We start from the raw sequence: 15,749 nt of genomic DNA, 5'->3' as shown, positions 1-15,749 counted from the left end.
GAATTCAGGCAGAATGTATACAAAAAGAGTATATAGAAAACAGAATAAATAATCAGTTATAAAAAGCAGATTCCGTATGAAGAGCATTCATACAGAATCTGCTTTTTGCGTCGCTATAATATTTATAGAAATCAGCCAGTGGCAGGTTCGGTAGGGTCTATTGTTATAATTATTCGGTTACCTTTGCAAACTGGCTGTTGTATAAGTCTTTGTAGAAACCGCCGGCGTGCATCAGTGCATCGTGTGTTCCCTGTTCGATTACTTTTCCGTCTTTCATCACAAGGATGAGATCGGCGCTTCGGATCGTTGAGAGACGGTGTGCAACGATGAAACTGGTACGTCCTTGCATGAGTCTGTCAAACGCTTCCTGAATCTGCACTTCTGTACGTGTGTCGATACTTGAAGTTGCCTCATCAAGAATCAGCATAGACGGCAGACAGAGCATGACACGCGTAATGCAAAGGAGCTGCCTTTGTCCCTGGCTTAAGCTGTCTTCGTGGAGCATCGTATCCAGCCCATCCGTCAGACGACGGATGAATCCAAGACTGTGGGATCGTTTAGCAGCTTCGAGAATTTCCTCATCTGTTGCGTCAGGCTTTCCAATACAGATATTCTCGCGGACAGTCCCGGATTTAATCCATGTATCCTGAAGAACCATACCAAAACTATGTCTCAGAGAATGGCGGGAAATCTCTTGAATGTTCTGTTCATCAATGGAAATAGAACCGCTCTGAACGTCATAGAACCGCATAAGCAGGTTAATAAGTGTTGTTTTTCCGCAGCCTGTAGGACCAACGATCGCTATACGCATACCCGGTGTTACGTTTAAATTAAAATCACGGATCAACTCTTTTGACGGATCATAACTGAAGGATACGTTATCAATGGTCACTTCTCCTTTTATATCTGTCAGCTCATTTGCTGAATCCGCAGATTCCGGCTCTGCTTCCAGAAGCTCAAAAATGTGGGAAGCACATGCAAGCGCATTCTGCAGCTCTGTAATGACGGAACTGATATCGTTAAATGGTTTCATATACTGGTTTGCATAGGAGAGCATAACGGACAGCCCGCCGACGGTCAACATTCCATAAGGAACAAGGAAGGCACCTAGAAGCGCTACACCTGCGTAAATGATGTTGTTGACAAAACGTGTGGACGGATTTGTCAGACTGCTGTAAAAGACAGCTTTCTGGCTGTATTCTTTCAGATCCTGATTGATCTCATCAAAGCGTGTAGATGCTGTGGTTTCATATCCAAAAGCATGTACGATTTTCTGGTTTCCAATCATTTCTTCAATAAGAGCTGTCTGCTTTCCACGTGTAGTACTTTGCTTGTGGAACATCTCATAAGAACGAGAAGAAATAAATTTCGCAACAAAGAAACTAAACGGTGTCAATACGATGACAAGTAAAGTAATCCAGATATTTTTGGATAACATGAAAAGTAAAGTTACAATAATTGTTACAATTCCGGAAAACAACTGAGTGAAGCCAAGAAGCAGACCATCAGATAATATGTCTGTGTCTGCAATGACACGGCTTACAATGTCTCCGGTACTGTGTCCGTCCAGATAAGAAAGTGGCAGACGCTGAATCTGCCGGATCGCTTTTGAACGGATATCCTGTACGGTACGGTAAGTCAGCTGGTTATTGATCATATTCATAAACCAGGTAATGATACTGGAAAGGATAACCAGAGTTGTTATGCGACCGAGGAAATATATCATTTTATGGAAATGTACCTGATGCTCCGCGATGATCTGGTCAATCGCATCTCCGAACAGGATTGGCACATATAACTGCATGACGACAGTGATGCAGGCAAACAGGATAGACAGAATCAGAAGGAAGCGATATCTTCCGATAAAACGTAATACTTTCCAGAGAGTTGTTAAGCTTTTCTGGTTGGAGCTGTTTTTGTTCGGGTTCATACGTTTGCCTCCTTTCTTCCTTTATTGCGTTCTTCCGGAAATTGCGAATAATAGATTTCCTGATAAATACTGCAATGTTCTAATAAGTCATCATGAGTTCCGGTACCGACAAGAGATCCATCATCCAGTACAAGGATGAGATTTGCCTGACGGATGCTGGCTGCACGCTGGGAAACAAGGAAAGTTGTTGTTCCTTTGCAGTAATTATGCAGTGCTTTTCGAAGTGCTGCGTCTGTGGCAAAATCAAGTGCGCTGGCACTGTCGTCCAGAATTAGAAGCTCCGGATGTTTGACAAGTGCACGGGCGATCGTCAGACGCTGACGTTGTCCGCCGGAGAGGTTACGTCCGTTCTGTGCAATATCAAAATTAAGACAACCTTCTTTTGCTTCTACAACATCTCTTGCCTGTGCAACATCCAGTGCATTCCAGAGCTCCTCATCTGTTGCATCCGGATTGCCCCAGTGGAGATTATCGCGGATGGTGCCTTTGAACAGAACGGATTTCTGCGGAACGACGCCGATTCTGTCGCAGAGATCATTGCGGCTGTAATCTTTTATGTTTTTTCCATTTAAAAAAACTGAACCGGCAGTTGCATCGTAGAATCTGGCGATCAGATTTACCAGTGTAGACTTACCACTTCCGGTACTGCCGATAATGCCGACGGTTTGTCCCCTCTTTACAGAAAATGAAACGTCACTCAGGCTAGCGGCACCTGCGCCCTCATAAGTAAAGCTGACATGCTCAAAAGCAACGGCTGTGTCGGTATTGTCATTGTCCGCTTTTGTTTCTTCCGGATAAGTCATGGAAGAAGAAAGGTTGAAGACAGAAGCTACACGATCTGCGCATGCCATGGATTTATTCAGAGTGATAATGAGGGAAGCCAGTTTGATGAGCTCTACAATAATCTGAGCCATGTAGTTATAAAGGGCAACGACCTGTCCCTGCTTTAAATTTCCAAGATTTACTTCAATTCCGGCTTTGTAGATCAGAAAGACCGTTGCCATATTGATCAACAGATAAGTCAGTGGATTTAACAATGCAGAAATACGTCCGACAAATTCATTTAATTTTGTCAGAGCGAGGTTGGCACTGTCAAAGTCGCGGACAGAGCTTTCTTCCTGGGAGAAAGCCCGGATAACACGTACACCGGTTAAATTCTCGCGCGTAAGCCCGGTTACATGATCTAAGTGTCCCTGTACTTTTTTGAAAAGCGGGATGCTGACAAGCATGATTGAAAATACGACGACAAATAAAATCGGGATCGCCAGAACAAAGATCAGGGCACAGCGCACATTGATCATAAATGCCATAACCATTGCACCGATTACAATGAAAGGACTTCTAAGAAGAAGACGAAGCCCAAGATTCAGACCGTTCTGTACCTGGTTTACATCATCGGTGATCCTTGTGATCAGCGTGTCTGTACCAAGTGTATCCAGCTCTGTAAAGGAAAGCGTCTGAATATGGTCGAACAGAGCCTGTCTTACTTTTGTAGCAAAGCCTACGCTGGCTCTTGCGGCGTAAAATTGTGCCGTAAAGCTGCAGGCAAGTCCGATCGCTGCCATCAGGAGCAGGATAAGAAATTGCTGTAAAATGTAAATACGGTCATTGTTCACAATGCCCACGTCGATGATCCGTGCCACAACCAGTGGTACGATCAGATCGAAAACGACTTCCAGAAGTTTGAAAAAGGGAGCCAGAAAGCTCTCTTTTTTATAACTCGAAAGATAAATTACAAGTTTTCGCATAAAGAATCCTCCATAGTTATTTGATATTACATAAATTGTGCAAATATGGATGCACCGATAACTGTGATAAGTCCCGACACCGCAATGGAAAGACTGCTCATTGCACCTTCAATCTCGCCCATTTCCATAGCTCTTGCAGTACCGATGGCGTGCGAAGCACTTCCAATAGCAATTCCGCGTGCAATCGGTTCTGTAATTCGGAAATGGCGACAGATAAACGGCGCAATAATATTACCGAGAATACCGGTCAGGATAATTACGGCAACCGTTAATGTCACATATCCGCCAAGCTCTTCTGATACACCAATGCCAATTGCTGTTGTAATAGACTTCGGAAGGAATGTAATGTATTCTTTGTGGGATAAGCCGAAGAATACAGCCATTGCAAGAATGGAACATAAGGATGCAAAAACTCCGGAGAAGATTCCACATATGACAGCGGCCAGATTTTTCTTCAGCAGCTCGAACTGTTCATACAATGGAATTGCCAGACAGACGGTTGCAGGCGTGAGCAGATAACTCAGGTACTGTGCGCCACTGTAATAAGCTTTGTAATCAATGTGGGTGACCGCAAGCAGGGCGATAATAGATGCCACAGAGATGAGGAGCGGGTTCAGTATAGCCAGCTTAAACTTGCCCTGTAGGGCGTGACCAAAGCCATAAGCGATCAGACTTATTGTGACGCCGAAGAAGACAGAGTTTTCAAAAAAATTCATGAGTCCTTCCTTTCCTGATTGTCTTTGCTTTTTGAAAAGCGGATAAATGCCTGTGTCGTGTGACCGGCGACAATCATAACAAAGATGGTAGATAATACCGTTATAATAAGGTAAGTTCCGATTTTGGAACCAATGGTTTTCCAGGATTCAATCAGACCTACGGCCGCAGGAATGAACATGAGTGGCATGATTTCTATGAGAAATTTGCCGGAATCCTTCACGGAATCAATATGTACAATTCCAAAATGCAGACAGAGAAGCATCAGAACAAGACCGTAGATACTTGCCGGAACCGGGAGAGGAATCAGATAATTCATAATCTCTCCGATAAAAGAGATGGCAAGAATAATGCCAAATTGTTTAATAAATTTCATTTGTTACAACTCCTGTGATTGATTTTCTGTTGTTTGACCAGAGCGATTTTCCAAAAGGTCGGCTAAGGTAATGCCAAAAAAGAAATCATGCACCATAGAATCGAATTTTTGCCACATTGGTAATGTGAGACAGCACGAAGCACGGTCACAGGATTCAGCATCCGGTGCAAGACAGGCTACGGAAGATAAATTACCTTCGGTAAGCATGAGAATCTCGCCAACGGTATAGTCTTTCGGTGCGCGTGTCAGCTGATATCCGCCGCCTTTTCCACGCATACCCCGTAATAGTTTCTGTTTTACAAGTGTTTTCAGGATGATCTCCAGATATTTTTCTGAGAGTTCCTGCCTTGAGGCAATTTCCTTCAGCGGAATATAACGCTCAGGATCCTGCATGGCAAGATCTAACATAACGCGAAGGGCATACCTGCCTTTTGTAGAAATCATATTTTTTTCCTCCAATCATCAATAACCTATTATAGCGGAGGGTAATAGGGGATTCAAGACAAGAATCAAAAAAAGTTGACAATGAAAGGAAAAAGAAAGTATGATAACACCAAATGCCACACAGGAAGGAGCAGGGAGGATGACACTGGCACAATTAAAATATGTAGTTACAGTTGCAAAGGCAGGTACGATGACAGAAGCTGCAAAAGAACTGTTTATTTCACAGCCGAGTCTGACAAAATCAATCAAAGAGCTGGAAAAAGAAATGCATGTGCGGATCTTTGATCGGACCAACAAAGGAATTGTTGTATCAAAAGACGGTGAAGAATTTCTTGCATATGCAAGACAGGTGTTGGAACAGGCAGAACTTCTGGAAGAAAAATACATGAATAAAAGTGCCAGAAAACAGGAATTCTGTGTATCGACGCAACATTATTCTTTCGCAGTAAACGCTTTTGTTGACTTGATTAAAGAATATGGAAATGAAAAATATGATTTTTCTCTACGCGAAACGCAGACATATGAAATCATTGAAGATGTGGCAAGTCTGAAAAGTGAAATCGGAATCTTATATAAGAACTGCTTTAATGAAGCGGTGATCGACAAGCTTCTGAAGTCGAATGATCTCCGCTTTGAGAGACTGTTTGTCGCACGACCGCATATTTTTGTAAGTTCCGGAAGTCCGCTTGCAGGCAGGAAAAGCGTGACAATGGAAGAACTGAAACCATATCCGTACCTGTCGTTTGAACAGGGAGAGCATAATGCATTTTATTTTTCGGAGGAAATATTCAGCATGGTAGAGCGTCCGAAAAATATTCGTGTAAGAGACCGGGCAACATTATTTAATCTGCTGATCGGTCTGAATGGATATACGGTGTGCAGTGGTGTGATTGATGAAGATCTGAATAGTTCAGACATTGTTGCAGTTCCGCTGGATGAAGAAGGTGAGATGGAGATTGGAATTCTGTTGCATAAGAAATTTCATCCGAGTAAACTTGGAGATGCGTATCTTAAGGCACTGCGGAAATATGCTACAAATCCGCTGTCACCATAGTTTTTTAGAGTTTAATTATAAATAATGCGTATAAGAAATAGTTGCTTGATATAGCTTAAAGTTATGACAAACAACTATTTTTGTGTATTTTACGAATAACAGGAATGCCGATATAATAGCCATTGTACACAAGATACCAAAGCAAATAAAAATAGATTACAGAGGAGGAATTACAATGGCAAAACAGAACACACCATTTCGATATGATTATGTAGGAAGCTTTTTGCGTCCGGAAGCGCTGAAAGTGGCAAGAAGCAAATATGAGGCAGGAACCATTACAAAAGAAGAACTGACAAGTGTAGAAGATCAGGAAATCCGCGCACTGGTTGAAAAACAGAAGGCAGCAGGATACAAAGTGCTCACAGACGGAGAGTTCAGAAGAGCAACCTGGCATCTGGATTTCATGTGGGGATTTGACGGAGTCGGACACAGCAAAACAGAGACAGGACTTCCGTTCCACGGGGAAGCAGCTATGATCGATGACACTTACCTGACAGGAAAAGTAGCTGTAACAGGAGAGCATCCGTTTGTAGAGCATTTCCGTTTTGTGAAAGCACTGGAAGATGAAAACACAGTTGCAAAACAGACAATTCCTGCTCCGGCACAGTTTTTAGAACAGATGATCATGCCATTTGCAATGCCGAATACGAGCAAATATTATGAAGATACAGAAGAATTGGTGCAGGATATTGCAGAAGGATACCGTAAAGTGATCAAAGATCTGTATGCAGCAGGATGCAGAAATTTACAGTTAGATGACTGCTCCTGGGGCATGCTGGTAGATCCAAATGCAAAAGCATTTTTCGGAACAGATGAAGAAGGATTGGAAGCGATCAAAGAGCAGCTTGTTCGTATTAATAATCTTGCAATTGAAGGAAAACCAGAGGATATGATCATCAATACACATGTATGTCGCGGTAATTTTCATTCTACTTATGCAAGCAGCGGAGCATATGACAGCGTTGCAAAAGTATTATTTGCAAGAGAAAATGTAGACGCATATTATCTGGAATTTGACGATGAGCGCTCCGGTGGATTTGAGCCATTGGCAGCCGTATCGGGCGAGAAGAAAGTTGTACTCGGACTTGTGACAACAAAATCTGCGCAACTGGAAGACAAAGACAAGATCATTGCAAGAATTCATGAAGCTGCAAAATATATACCACTTTCCCGTCTGTGTTTAAGTCCGCAGTGTGGATTCGCTTCCTGCGAGATTGGAAACAAACTTACAGAAGAAGAACAATGGGCAAAACTTGCACTCGTTAAAGAAGTAGCAGAAGAAGTGTGGGGATAAAACTCTCTCTTGACAGATTCTTGCGCAGTGCTATAATAAAGGCAGTCAATTGAATAACTATCTTCAGGGCAGGGTGTAAGTCCCTACCGGCGGTAAAGCCCGCGAGCCGTAAGGTATGATTCGGTGAGATTCCGAAGCCGACAGTATAGTCTGGATGAAAGAAGATGAGAAGAATCTTTGATAAGCAATACGAAGAATCAGATTTGAACATTTAGCTCTGGAATGAACATCCATTTCAGAGCTTTTTATATTTTATATCTGATAAAATAATCAAAAGAAACTTTTAAATGTCTTGAATGAGGTAGAATTCAAGGCATTTTCTTTTTTGTTATGGCGACGAGGAAAATGCGCCATGCTTGAATGGTTGCATTTAACGACCCGCTAATCAGCAAATAAAACTCGCAAAACGTGTTTTATTGCTGTAGAAAACAGGAGGTGAAAAAGGAATGACAGATGAGAAAGAATTTTATATGCAGCGTGCGATTACGCTTGCTGAAAAAGGAAAGGGAAGAGTGAACCCGAATCCGCTGGTAGGTGCTGTGGTTGTCAAAGACGGAAAGATTATCGGGGAAGGTTATCACGAATATTATGGCGGACTGCATGCAGAGCGCAATGCATTAAAGAACTGCAAAGAATCTTCGGAAGGAGCAACTCTTTATGTGACTTTGGAACCTTGTTGTCATTATGGAAAGACGCCGCCATGTACGGAAGCAATCTTAGAACACAGGATTCGAAAAGTTGTTGTAGGAATGACAGATCCGAATCCTTTGATGGCAGGAAAAAGTATTGCGCTTTTGAAATCAAAAGGCGTGGAAGTAGAAGTTGGGGTTCTGGAAAAAGAATGCATGGAACTGACACATATTTTTCGGAAATATATAACAACAAAAATTCCTTATATATTAATGAAATATGCAATGACGATGGACGGAAAGATTGCAACTGCAAGCGGAAAATCCAAATGGATTACCGGTGAGACGGCAAGAATGTGCATTCAGAAAACAAGACTGGAATATCAGGCGATCATGGTAGGAAGTGAAACAGTCAGAAAAGATGATCCGCTTTTGACCTGCCGGATTGCCAATGGAAAAGATCCGGTCCGTATCATTTGTGATACGTCACTTCGCACTTCAACGGATTCGCAGATTGTGAAGACAGCAAGGCAGGTAAGGACAATTTTTGCAACATGTGAAATAAACCGGGAGAAAATAGAACTTTATCAAAAAGCAGGCTGTGAAGTTCTGGTGGTCAGTAAGAAGAATGGGAAAATAGATCTTAAAGAGCTTGTACAGAAAATCGGAGCACTTGGAATTGACAGCATTTTGGTGGAAGGAGGCGGCACATTAAATGCAAGTGCATTAGAAGCACAGATTGTGGACCGTGTACAGACTTATATTGCACCGAAGATTTTCGGGGGCACCGGAATCGGACCGGTAGGCGGTATGGGCGTTGATGAACCGGCAGATGCATATCAACTGGTGAACAGTCGGCTCAAACAGATCGGAGAAGATTTTTTAATAGAAAGCGATGTGAAATATAAATGTTTACAGGAATCATAGAAGAGGTTGGAAAGGTAAGCAGTATCCGGACAGAAGATGCCTCAATCCGTCTTCAGATCCAGACAAAGGAAATATTAAAAGATATTCATATAGGAGACAGCATCGCCGTCAACGGTATTTGTCTGACAGTGACGAAATATGACACGGACAGTTTTTGTGCAGATGTTATGCATGAGACAATGAACCGGACTTCCCTTAAACTTCTTAGAAGAGGAAGCAAAGTGAATCTGGAACGGGCAATGGCGGCAAACGGAAGATTTGGCGGTCACATTGTCAGCGGACATATCGATGGGACAGGCACAATCCGCAAAATGCAAAGAGACAGTATTGCAATATGGTATACGATTGAAACAACAGCTGGGATACTACACTATATAGTAGAAAAAGGATCGATCACAATCGATGGAATCAGTCTGACAGTAGCGGCAGTTGACGATAAAACCTTTCAGGTATCTGTTATTCCACATACACTGAGTCATACTGCATTGCAGGAAAAGAAAGTGGGGGATCCGGTAAACCTGGAAACAGACTGTATCGGAAAATATGTGGAAAAATTCTTGCGGGAAAGGAACAGTAATTTGCAGAAACCAGAAGGAAATACAGATAGAAAAAATGGTAAATCTTCAAAATCAGGTGGAATTACAGCAGAATTTCTGGAACGTTACGGGTATTAACAGACAGGAGATCAAGAGGAAACTGTCGATGACAGGTTCAGCAGAGAATTAATAATTTAGTCAAATAGAAGGAGAGAAACTATGAAATTTCAAAAGATAGAAAATGCTTTACAAGCATTGCGGGATGGGAAAAATATTCTTGTTATGGATGACGAGACCAGAGAGAATGAAGGTGATCTGATCTGTGCGGCACAGTATGCGACAACAGAAAATGTAAACTTTATGGCAGTGCATGCGAAAGGGCTAATCTGTATGCCGATGAGCAAAGAAGTAGCAGCAAGCCTTTCACTGGCACCAATGGTTACACACAATACAGATAATCATGAAACTGCGTTTACCGTATCTATTGACCATGTGGATACAACAACCGGAATATCAGCAGAGGAACGTGGATTTACAGCAAGAAAATGCATTGAAGACGGTGCAAAACCGGAAGATTTCAGGCGACCGGGACATATGTTCCCGCTGGTTGCAAGAGACGGCGGTGTACTGGTACGGAACGGACATACAGAAGCAACCGTAGATCTTATGCGCTTAGCCGGGCTTAAAGAATGTGGGTTATGTTGTGAGATCATGAGGGAAGACGGTACGATGATGCGTACAAGCGAATTAAAAGCATTTGCAGAAAAACATGGAATTCCGACAATGACCATCAAAGAGCTGCAGGAGTACAGAAAAGTAAAAGAAACACTCGTTTCCTGCGAGGCGGTAACGAAGATGCCGACAAAATACGGATTATTTACTGCGTATTGTTATGTGAATAAATTGAATCAGGAACATCATATTGCGCTTGTTATGGGCGAGATTGGAGAGGGAGAAAATGTGTTATGCCGGGTACATTCGGAGTGCCTTACCGGAGATGTATTTGGATCTCTCCGTTGCGACTGTGGACAGCAGTTTGACTGTTCCATGAAAGAAATTGCAAAAGAAGGACGCGGAGTACTTTTATATATGCGGCAGGAAGGACGCGGAATCGGTCTGGTTAATAAATTAAAGGCTTATTGTCTGCAGGATAATGGAATGGATACACTGGATGCAAATCTGGCACTGGGATTTGAGGCAGACCAGAGAGAGTACTATATCGGAGCACAGATTTTAAGAGAGCTTGGAATCCATTCGCTTCGTCTTCTGACAAACAATCCGGATAAAGTATATCAGCTCCAGGATTACGGAATGGAGATCAGCAAGCGCGTGCCGATCCAGATGGATGCAACGAATTATGATTTGAAATATTTGAAGACAAAGCAGGAACGTATGGGACATTTATTACAATTTTAAATAGACAAAACAGAGAGATAATTTTGACAGAAGCAGATTGTTCAGGAACAATACATAAATAAAACAGAGCTGGAAATGACTCTGAAAAAGAAAAGAGGATAAGACATGAATACATTAGAAGGAAAATTAGTTGCAACAGACATGAAAGTAGGAATCGTAGCAGGACGATTTAATGAATTTATCACATCAAAGCTGGTAGGCGGAGCAATGGATGGATTGCTCAGACATGATGTGAAAGACGAAGATGTAGATATCGCATGGGTACCGGGAGCATTTGAAATCCCACTGGTTGCATCGAAAATGGCAAAAAGCGGAAAGTACGATGCAGTGATTTGTCTTGGCGCGGTTATCCGCGGAGATACAACGCATTATGATTACGTTTGCAATGAAGTGTCCAAAGGAATTGCGACAGTTTCCCTGGAAAGCGGAATACCGGTTATGTTTGGAGTGCTTACAACAGAAAACATTGAACAGGCAATTGCGCGCGCCGGAAGTAAAGGCGGAAATAAAGGATATGATTGTGCACTTGGCGCGGTTGAGATGGTTAATCTGCTCAGAACAATATAAGCGAGAAGGAAGTAGCAGAAAATTTATATTTTCCTTTACCTGTTTATGCGAAATGATATAAAATATAAAGTACAAAAACCTGCATGAAAGGTCAGAGAGGAAAAGAAATAAATGAAGCAATCATTTTTTTCAAAGGATCCGGTGTTTTACCGGTCCTTTTTCAAGTTGATGGCAGTGATCGCATTGCAGAATTTGGTAGCATACAGTGTCAACATGCATTGAAAGCCCCCTTATTGTCTATGTACCGGTTAAGTGCGCAGGCAACTTTATATGCAGATCATTTTATGATGATCATGAGTGTGGTTATGGTTGGAATGGCGTATCAAATGCCGGTTGGAGTGGGGCTCATTCAAGGTGGTGGAGATACAAAATTTTCCATGTATCTTAACCTGATCTCGGTTTGGGGGATTGTCATGCCATTATCCTTTTTAACTGCATTTTACTGGAAACTTCCAGTTGAAATAGTAGTGATCGCAGTTCAGTCAGATCAGATATTTAAGTGTCTGCCGATTTTTCTGCGTTTTAAAAGTTATAAATGGATTCATAAGCTAACAGGCTAACTCCCTGATCTTTGGATCCTTCTTTCAATTATATTTATAGTGACAAAGATTGCACTAAGCCACAGGTAGTTGGTGATGTGTTTAGTGGTAACGTGGTTGTCAGTGTATTTGTTGTATCACTGCTGTTGAGTTTATTATTACCAAAAGAAGGAGGAAGCATAGGATGAAAGTATTAATGATCAATGGAAGTCCACATGTAAAAGGAAACACAAAAGTTGCTTTAGAAGAGATGGTGAAGATTTTTCATGAAGAGGGAATCGAGACAGAGATTCTCGATATCGGAAACAAAGACATCCGAGGATGTGTTGCCTGTTATACATGTATGGAAAAAGGAAAATGTGTTTTTGATGATATTGTAAATGAATCCGCAGCAAAATTTGAAGCATGTGACGGTCTTGTAATTGCGAGTCCTGTTTATTATGCATCCGCAAATGCAACATTGATCGCTTATCTGGATCGTCTGTTCTACAGTACACATTTTGATAAGACGATGAAAGTCGGAGCCAGTGTAGTTGCCGCAAGAAGAGGCGGACTTTCAGCGACTTTTGATGAACTGAATAAATATTTTACAATCTCCGGAATGCCGGTCGCATCCAGCCAGTACTGGAACAGTATCCATGGAAGAGAACCACAGGAAGCTTGTCAGGATGCGGAAGGACTGCAGACAATGCGTACACTTGCAAGAAATATGACATTCTTAATGAAGAGTATCAAGCTTGGAAAAGAAGCATATGGACTGCCGGAAAAAGAAGCAAGACGGGGAACAAACTTTATACGATGATTTACAGTCATCAAATGATGTCGCACGAGAAAGGGCGTATTTACTCGCTGTCATAAAAAAGGATTCGAGAAATGAAATCTCGAATCCTTTTTTACGCGATCATTATTGATTAAATAGTTTATTCCTTGTGAGGAAGTATGCAGTCAAAACCATTGTTCCGGTAAGTACCCAGGAAATCGGGTAAATCCAGATCAGCAAAGTGTAATTGTGCCAGATACGGATGGCAGTTGCGATCCAGATCAGACGCAGAACACAGGAACCAAAGACTGTAAGTGCGGCAGGTGTCATTGAGTGTCCCATTCCACGAAGTGCAGCGCCGCTGATTTCATAAGTACTTGTCAGAAGTTCCAGAGAAGTAATAATCACAAGGCGGATCATTGCATAGTGGATGACATCCGGATCTGTCGTATACAGACCGATAAAAAAGTTACGTCCGAGAACAAAGACCATACTTAAAATCCCGCAGAAAATCATACTTGCAAGCATGGCTTCCCGAAAGACTTTCTTGCAACGGTCATACATTTTTCCACTGTAATTCTGACTTGTGAAAGTCACTGTTGTCTGTGCAAATGCATTTACGATAAAATAAGTAATGTATTCAAAATTTAACGCAGTAGAAGATCCGGCAATCGCCTTTGAGCCAAAACTGTTGATGGAAGACTGGATACAGACATTGGCAACAGAAAAGACCATGCCCTGCAGTCCGGCAGGAACACCGATTTTTAAAATACGGATAAGTTCCGAAGTGTTGATTTCGAGCTTTTTAAAAGAAACCCGGATCGGTTCTTCTTCATGCAGTAAAAACCAGATGACAAGCAGTGCACTTACACCATTTGCAACAACTGTAGCAATACCGGCACCGGCAACATCCATGTGGAAACCGGCAACAAGCAGGAAATTTAAAATTACATTTACCACACCGGAAACAATTAATGCCAGAAGTGGTCGTCTTGTATCTCCGATACTCCGAAGAATCGATGCGCCGAAATCATAGAGCATCATGAATGGCATACCGAGAAAATAGATCCGCAGATAAACGGTTGCCAGATGAAGGACATCCTTCGGTGCGCCCATGAGCAGCAAGATTGGATGTGAAATGATCTGACCAAGCAGAAGTAATAGTATTCCGCTTATAAGTGCCAGCGTAACGGCAGTATGTACAACGCTTGGAATCTTTTGCTGATTGCCTTCGCCGATATAGCCGGCGATGATTACATTTGATCCAAGTGAAATGCCGGAAAATAATGTAACCAGCAGGTTAATAACAGCCCCATTGCTGCCAACGGCAGCGAGCGCTTCACTTCCAGCAAAACGACCGACAACGGCGACACCGACAGAATTAAATAACTGCTGCATGATACTGCAGGCGGCGAGCGGAAGTGCAACGATCAGCATATTTTTGAAAATTTTTCCATGGAGCATATCCATCTGGCGCGATTCTTTTTTCGTAGTTTCATTCATATTATTAAATCTCCTGTTAAAATCGATCAATTTGTATTTATAATTACAGTAAAGTACTATAATTCTATCTGGCAAATACATTATAGATTTCAGAAAAAAGAAATACAACCCTGATTGCAAAATTATGCGGATATGCTTATAATCTGAAATAGAGAATTCCGGCAAGGGTGATAAAAGAAAGGAAGTAGTGTAGAAATGACAGAGAACGTAAAAACTTATGTAACAGAAAAAACAAAAGAACTGATCGCGGCAACATCCTGCTCAGCAGAAGCAAAAGAAGCAGCAAATGCATGGCTTGAAGCAGTTGGGACAGAGAAAGAAGCAGAAGTAACAAAGAATTATATTGCAGAACTGGAAGAAGATATCATGCCGATCGATGGACTGATTGCATTTGCAGGATCTGATATGGGAGCAAAAGTATTCGGAGATGCTGCAAAAGGTGTACTTGCTCATGCAGAAGAGATCAAAGCAGCAGGTGCGAAGTATTGTGACTGTCCGGCATGTGCGGCATGCGAAGCAATTCTGGCAAAGAAAGAAGAGATATTAGCATAATTGCGATGATGTCAGAAATCTTGATATCATAAATAAAAAACTGACATAAGAAACAGAAAGGTTTACAAGATGATAAAAGCAGTTATATTTGACATGGATGGAGTACTGATCGACACAGAGCCACTGCATTACCGATGCTGGAAAGAGATCTTAAAAGAACACTATGATGTGGAGTTTGATTATGATATTTATTTACCATGTATCGGATCAACCAGACAGTTTTTCAGAGATCTGGTAAAGGAGCATTATGGAGTGGATTTTCCGGATCTGGATGAAATGAATCGGATTATGAAGGTGAAGAAATCACAGATTGTTAAGGCAGAAGGATTTCCGGAGATGCCAGGAGTAGAAAATGCTTTAAAACAATTAAAAGAAATGGGATACAAGCTTGCAGTTGCTTCTTCCTCACCAGAGAGTGAGATTATGGATGCAATGACAAGACTTGGTTTGATGCCGTATTTTGATAGTATTACAAGCGGAGATCATGTAGAACATCCAAAGCCGGAACCGGATACGTTCCTGCTTGCGGCAGAACGGCTGAATGTTCCGACAGATAACTGCCTTGTCATTGAGGATTCTACGAATGGCGGCAGAGCAGCACTGGCAGCGAAGATGGATTGCGTATGGCTGCATAATCCACACTCCGGACATCAGGACATCCCGAATGCAATTCTGGAGATCCCGGCGTGGACGGAAGATGGCATAGAGAAGCTGGTTAAGCTGATACAGGAAATGTAAGAAAAATAGTTATTGCGTTGAT

Annotated in this window: 16 protein-coding genes and 1 riboswitch; of the genes, 10 read left to right on the top strand and 6 right to left on the bottom strand. The window is 42.0% G+C overall.

Going from position 1 to position 15,749, the window contains the following annotated elements:
* Positions 1–169: 169 nt before the first annotated feature.
* The 5 genes from DWY31_RS10095 to DWY31_RS10075 are packed head-to-tail and all read right to left on the bottom strand — an operon-like array spanning position 170 to position 5,212.
* Complete coding sequence (locus DWY31_RS10095; protein WP_118520383.1) at positions 170–1,930, bottom strand: ABC transporter ATP-binding protein; 1,761 nt, start codon at positions 1,928–1,930, stop codon at positions 170–172.
* A complete protein-coding gene (locus DWY31_RS10090; RefSeq protein ID WP_021860024.1) occupies positions 1,927–3,678 on the bottom strand; it encodes an ABC transporter ATP-binding protein in 1,752 nt (583 codons plus the stop codon). The genes DWY31_RS10095 and DWY31_RS10090 overlap by 4 nt, the downstream gene beginning before the upstream one ends.
* A 26-nt stretch (positions 3,679–3,704) precedes the next feature.
* Positions 3,705–4,394, bottom strand: a complete 690-nt coding sequence (locus DWY31_RS10085) for an LrgB family protein (RefSeq protein WP_021860023.1) — start codon at positions 4,392–4,394, stop codon at positions 3,705–3,707.
* Positions 4,391–4,768, bottom strand: a complete 378-nt coding sequence (locus DWY31_RS10080) for a CidA/LrgA family protein (RefSeq protein ID WP_021860022.1) — start codon at positions 4,766–4,768, stop codon at positions 4,391–4,393. Before DWY31_RS10080 ends, DWY31_RS10085 begins: the two co-directional genes overlap by 4 nt.
* Positions 4,769–4,771: 3 nt before the next feature.
* A complete protein-coding gene (locus DWY31_RS10075) occupies positions 4,772–5,212 on the bottom strand; it encodes an RrF2 family transcriptional regulator (protein WP_021860021.1) in 441 nt (146 codons plus the stop codon).
* Positions 5,213–5,351: 139 nt separating this feature from the next.
* On the opposite strand from DWY31_RS10075, the gene DWY31_RS10070 reads away from it, so the two are divergent.
* The 8 genes from DWY31_RS10070 to DWY31_RS10035 all read left to right on the top strand — a co-directional run bounded on the left by DWY31_RS10070 (position 5,352) and on the right by DWY31_RS10035 (position 12,976).
* The gene (locus DWY31_RS10070) at positions 5,352–6,266 is read left to right on the top strand and encodes a LysR family transcriptional regulator (RefSeq protein WP_117538082.1); all 915 of its coding nucleotides are present in this window, start codon (positions 5,352–5,354) and stop codon (positions 6,264–6,266) included.
* A gap of 175 nt (positions 6,267–6,441) precedes the next feature.
* Entirely contained in the window at positions 6,442–7,560 is a 1,119-nt protein-coding gene (locus tag DWY31_RS10065) for a 5-methyltetrahydropteroyltriglutamate--homocysteine S-methyltransferase (RefSeq protein WP_118520381.1), read from the top strand.
* 55 nt (positions 7,561–7,615) lie between these two features.
* Positions 7,616–7,730: riboswitch (FMN riboswitch) on the top strand.
* A gap of 276 nt (positions 7,731–8,006) precedes the next feature.
* Entirely contained in the window at positions 8,007–9,116 is a 1,110-nt protein-coding gene (gene ribD, locus DWY31_RS10060) for a bifunctional diaminohydroxyphosphoribosylaminopyrimidine deaminase/5-amino-6-(5-phosphoribosylamino)uracil reductase RibD (RefSeq protein ID WP_118520379.1), read from the top strand.
* Entirely contained in the window at positions 9,098–9,790 is a 693-nt protein-coding gene (gene ribE, locus DWY31_RS10055) for a riboflavin synthase (RefSeq protein ID WP_118288638.1), read from the top strand. Before ribD ends, ribE begins: the two co-directional genes overlap by 19 nt.
* Positions 9,791–9,871: 81 nt before the next feature.
* A complete protein-coding gene (locus DWY31_RS10050; RefSeq protein ID WP_118520377.1) occupies positions 9,872–11,068 on the top strand; it encodes a bifunctional 3,4-dihydroxy-2-butanone-4-phosphate synthase/GTP cyclohydrolase II in 1,197 nt (398 codons plus the stop codon).
* A 105-nt stretch (positions 11,069–11,173) separates the two neighbouring features.
* Positions 11,174–11,635, top strand: a complete 462-nt coding sequence (gene ribH, locus DWY31_RS10045; protein WP_021860297.1) for a 6,7-dimethyl-8-ribityllumazine synthase — start codon at positions 11,174–11,176, stop codon at positions 11,633–11,635.
* Positions 11,636–11,718: 83 nt separating this feature from the next.
* A complete protein-coding gene (locus tag DWY31_RS10040; RefSeq protein ID WP_118520375.1) occupies positions 11,719–12,195 on the top strand; it encodes an MATE family efflux transporter in 477 nt (158 codons plus the stop codon).
* A 163-nt stretch (positions 12,196–12,358) separates the two neighbouring features.
* Positions 12,359–12,976, top strand: a complete 618-nt coding sequence (locus DWY31_RS10035) for a flavodoxin family protein (protein ID WP_117538018.1) — start codon at positions 12,359–12,361, stop codon at positions 12,974–12,976.
* 102 nt (positions 12,977–13,078) lie between these two features.
* Here the strand turns inward: DWY31_RS10035 and DWY31_RS10030 are convergent, their stop codons facing one another.
* Complete coding sequence (locus tag DWY31_RS10030) at positions 13,079–14,437, bottom strand: MATE family efflux transporter (protein ID WP_243060534.1); 1,359 nt, start codon at positions 14,435–14,437, stop codon at positions 13,079–13,081.
* 195 nt (positions 14,438–14,632) lie between these two features.
* Between DWY31_RS10030 and DWY31_RS10025 the strand changes: the two genes are divergently transcribed.
* Together DWY31_RS10025 and DWY31_RS10020 are read left to right on the top strand one after the other, a co-directional pair.
* The gene (locus DWY31_RS10025; RefSeq protein ID WP_118520373.1) at positions 14,633–14,989 is read left to right on the top strand and encodes a molecular chaperone Hsp90; all 357 of its coding nucleotides are present in this window, start codon (positions 14,633–14,635) and stop codon (positions 14,987–14,989) included.
* A gap of 69 nt (positions 14,990–15,058) precedes the next feature.
* Positions 15,059–15,727, top strand: a complete 669-nt coding sequence (locus tag DWY31_RS10020; RefSeq protein ID WP_021860302.1) for an HAD family hydrolase — start codon at positions 15,059–15,061, stop codon at positions 15,725–15,727.
* The last annotated feature ends 22 nt before the right edge of the window (positions 15,728–15,749 follow it).

Origin of the sequence: Dorea sp. AF24-7LB (genome assembly GCF_003478575.1) — a bacterium.
GTDB classification, from domain to species: Bacteria; Bacillota; Clostridia; order Lachnospirales; family Lachnospiraceae; genus Dorea_D; species Dorea_D hominis.
Note: the sequence above shows the minus strand (reverse complement) of the source record. Positions and strands in the feature narration are given on the sequence as shown.

What these genes read in the sequence shown, in the direction of transcription:
- DWY31_RS10075 (WP_021860021.1), bottom strand. Translation starts at nt 5,212, where the DNA reads ATGATTTCTACAAAAGGCAGGTATGCCCTTCGCGTTATGTTAGATCTT.
- DWY31_RS10030 (WP_243060534.1), bottom strand. Translation starts at nt 14,437, where the DNA reads ATGAATGAAACTACGAAAAAAGAATCGCGCCAGATGGATATGCTCCAT.
- DWY31_RS10090 (WP_021860024.1), bottom strand. Translation starts at nt 3,678, where the DNA reads ATGCGAAAACTTGTAATTTATCTTTCGAGTTATAAAAAAGAGAGCTTT.
- DWY31_RS10070 (WP_117538082.1), top strand. Translation starts at nt 5,352, where the DNA reads ATGACACTGGCACAATTAAAATATGTAGTTACAGTTGCAAAGGCAGGT.
- ribD (WP_118520379.1), top strand. Translation starts at nt 8,007, where the DNA reads ATGACAGATGAGAAAGAATTTTATATGCAGCGTGCGATTACGCTTGCT.
- DWY31_RS10085 (WP_021860023.1), bottom strand. Translation starts at nt 4,394, where the DNA reads ATGAATTTTTTTGAAAACTCTGTCTTCTTCGGCGTCACAATAAGTCTG.
- DWY31_RS10020 (WP_021860302.1), top strand. Translation starts at nt 15,059, where the DNA reads ATGATAAAAGCAGTTATATTTGACATGGATGGAGTACTGATCGACACA.
- DWY31_RS10095 (WP_118520383.1), bottom strand. Translation starts at nt 1,930, where the DNA reads ATGAACCCGAACAAAAACAGCTCCAACCAGAAAAGCTTAACAACTCTC.
- DWY31_RS10065 (WP_118520381.1), top strand. Translation starts at nt 6,442, where the DNA reads ATGGCAAAACAGAACACACCATTTCGATATGATTATGTAGGAAGCTTT.
- DWY31_RS10040 (WP_118520375.1), top strand. Translation starts at nt 11,719, where the DNA reads ATGAAAGGTCAGAGAGGAAAAGAAATAAATGAAGCAATCATTTTTTTC.
- DWY31_RS10025 (WP_118520373.1), top strand. Translation starts at nt 14,633, where the DNA reads ATGACAGAGAACGTAAAAACTTATGTAACAGAAAAAACAAAAGAACTG.
- DWY31_RS10035 (WP_117538018.1), top strand. Translation starts at nt 12,359, where the DNA reads ATGAAAGTATTAATGATCAATGGAAGTCCACATGTAAAAGGAAACACA.
- DWY31_RS10080 (WP_021860022.1), bottom strand. Translation starts at nt 4,768, where the DNA reads ATGAAATTTATTAAACAATTTGGCATTATTCTTGCCATCTCTTTTATC.
- ribE (WP_118288638.1), top strand. Translation starts at nt 9,098, where the DNA reads ATGTTTACAGGAATCATAGAAGAGGTTGGAAAGGTAAGCAGTATCCGG.
- DWY31_RS10050 (WP_118520377.1), top strand. Translation starts at nt 9,872, where the DNA reads ATGAAATTTCAAAAGATAGAAAATGCTTTACAAGCATTGCGGGATGGG.
- ribH (WP_021860297.1), top strand. Translation starts at nt 11,174, where the DNA reads ATGAATACATTAGAAGGAAAATTAGTTGCAACAGACATGAAAGTAGGA.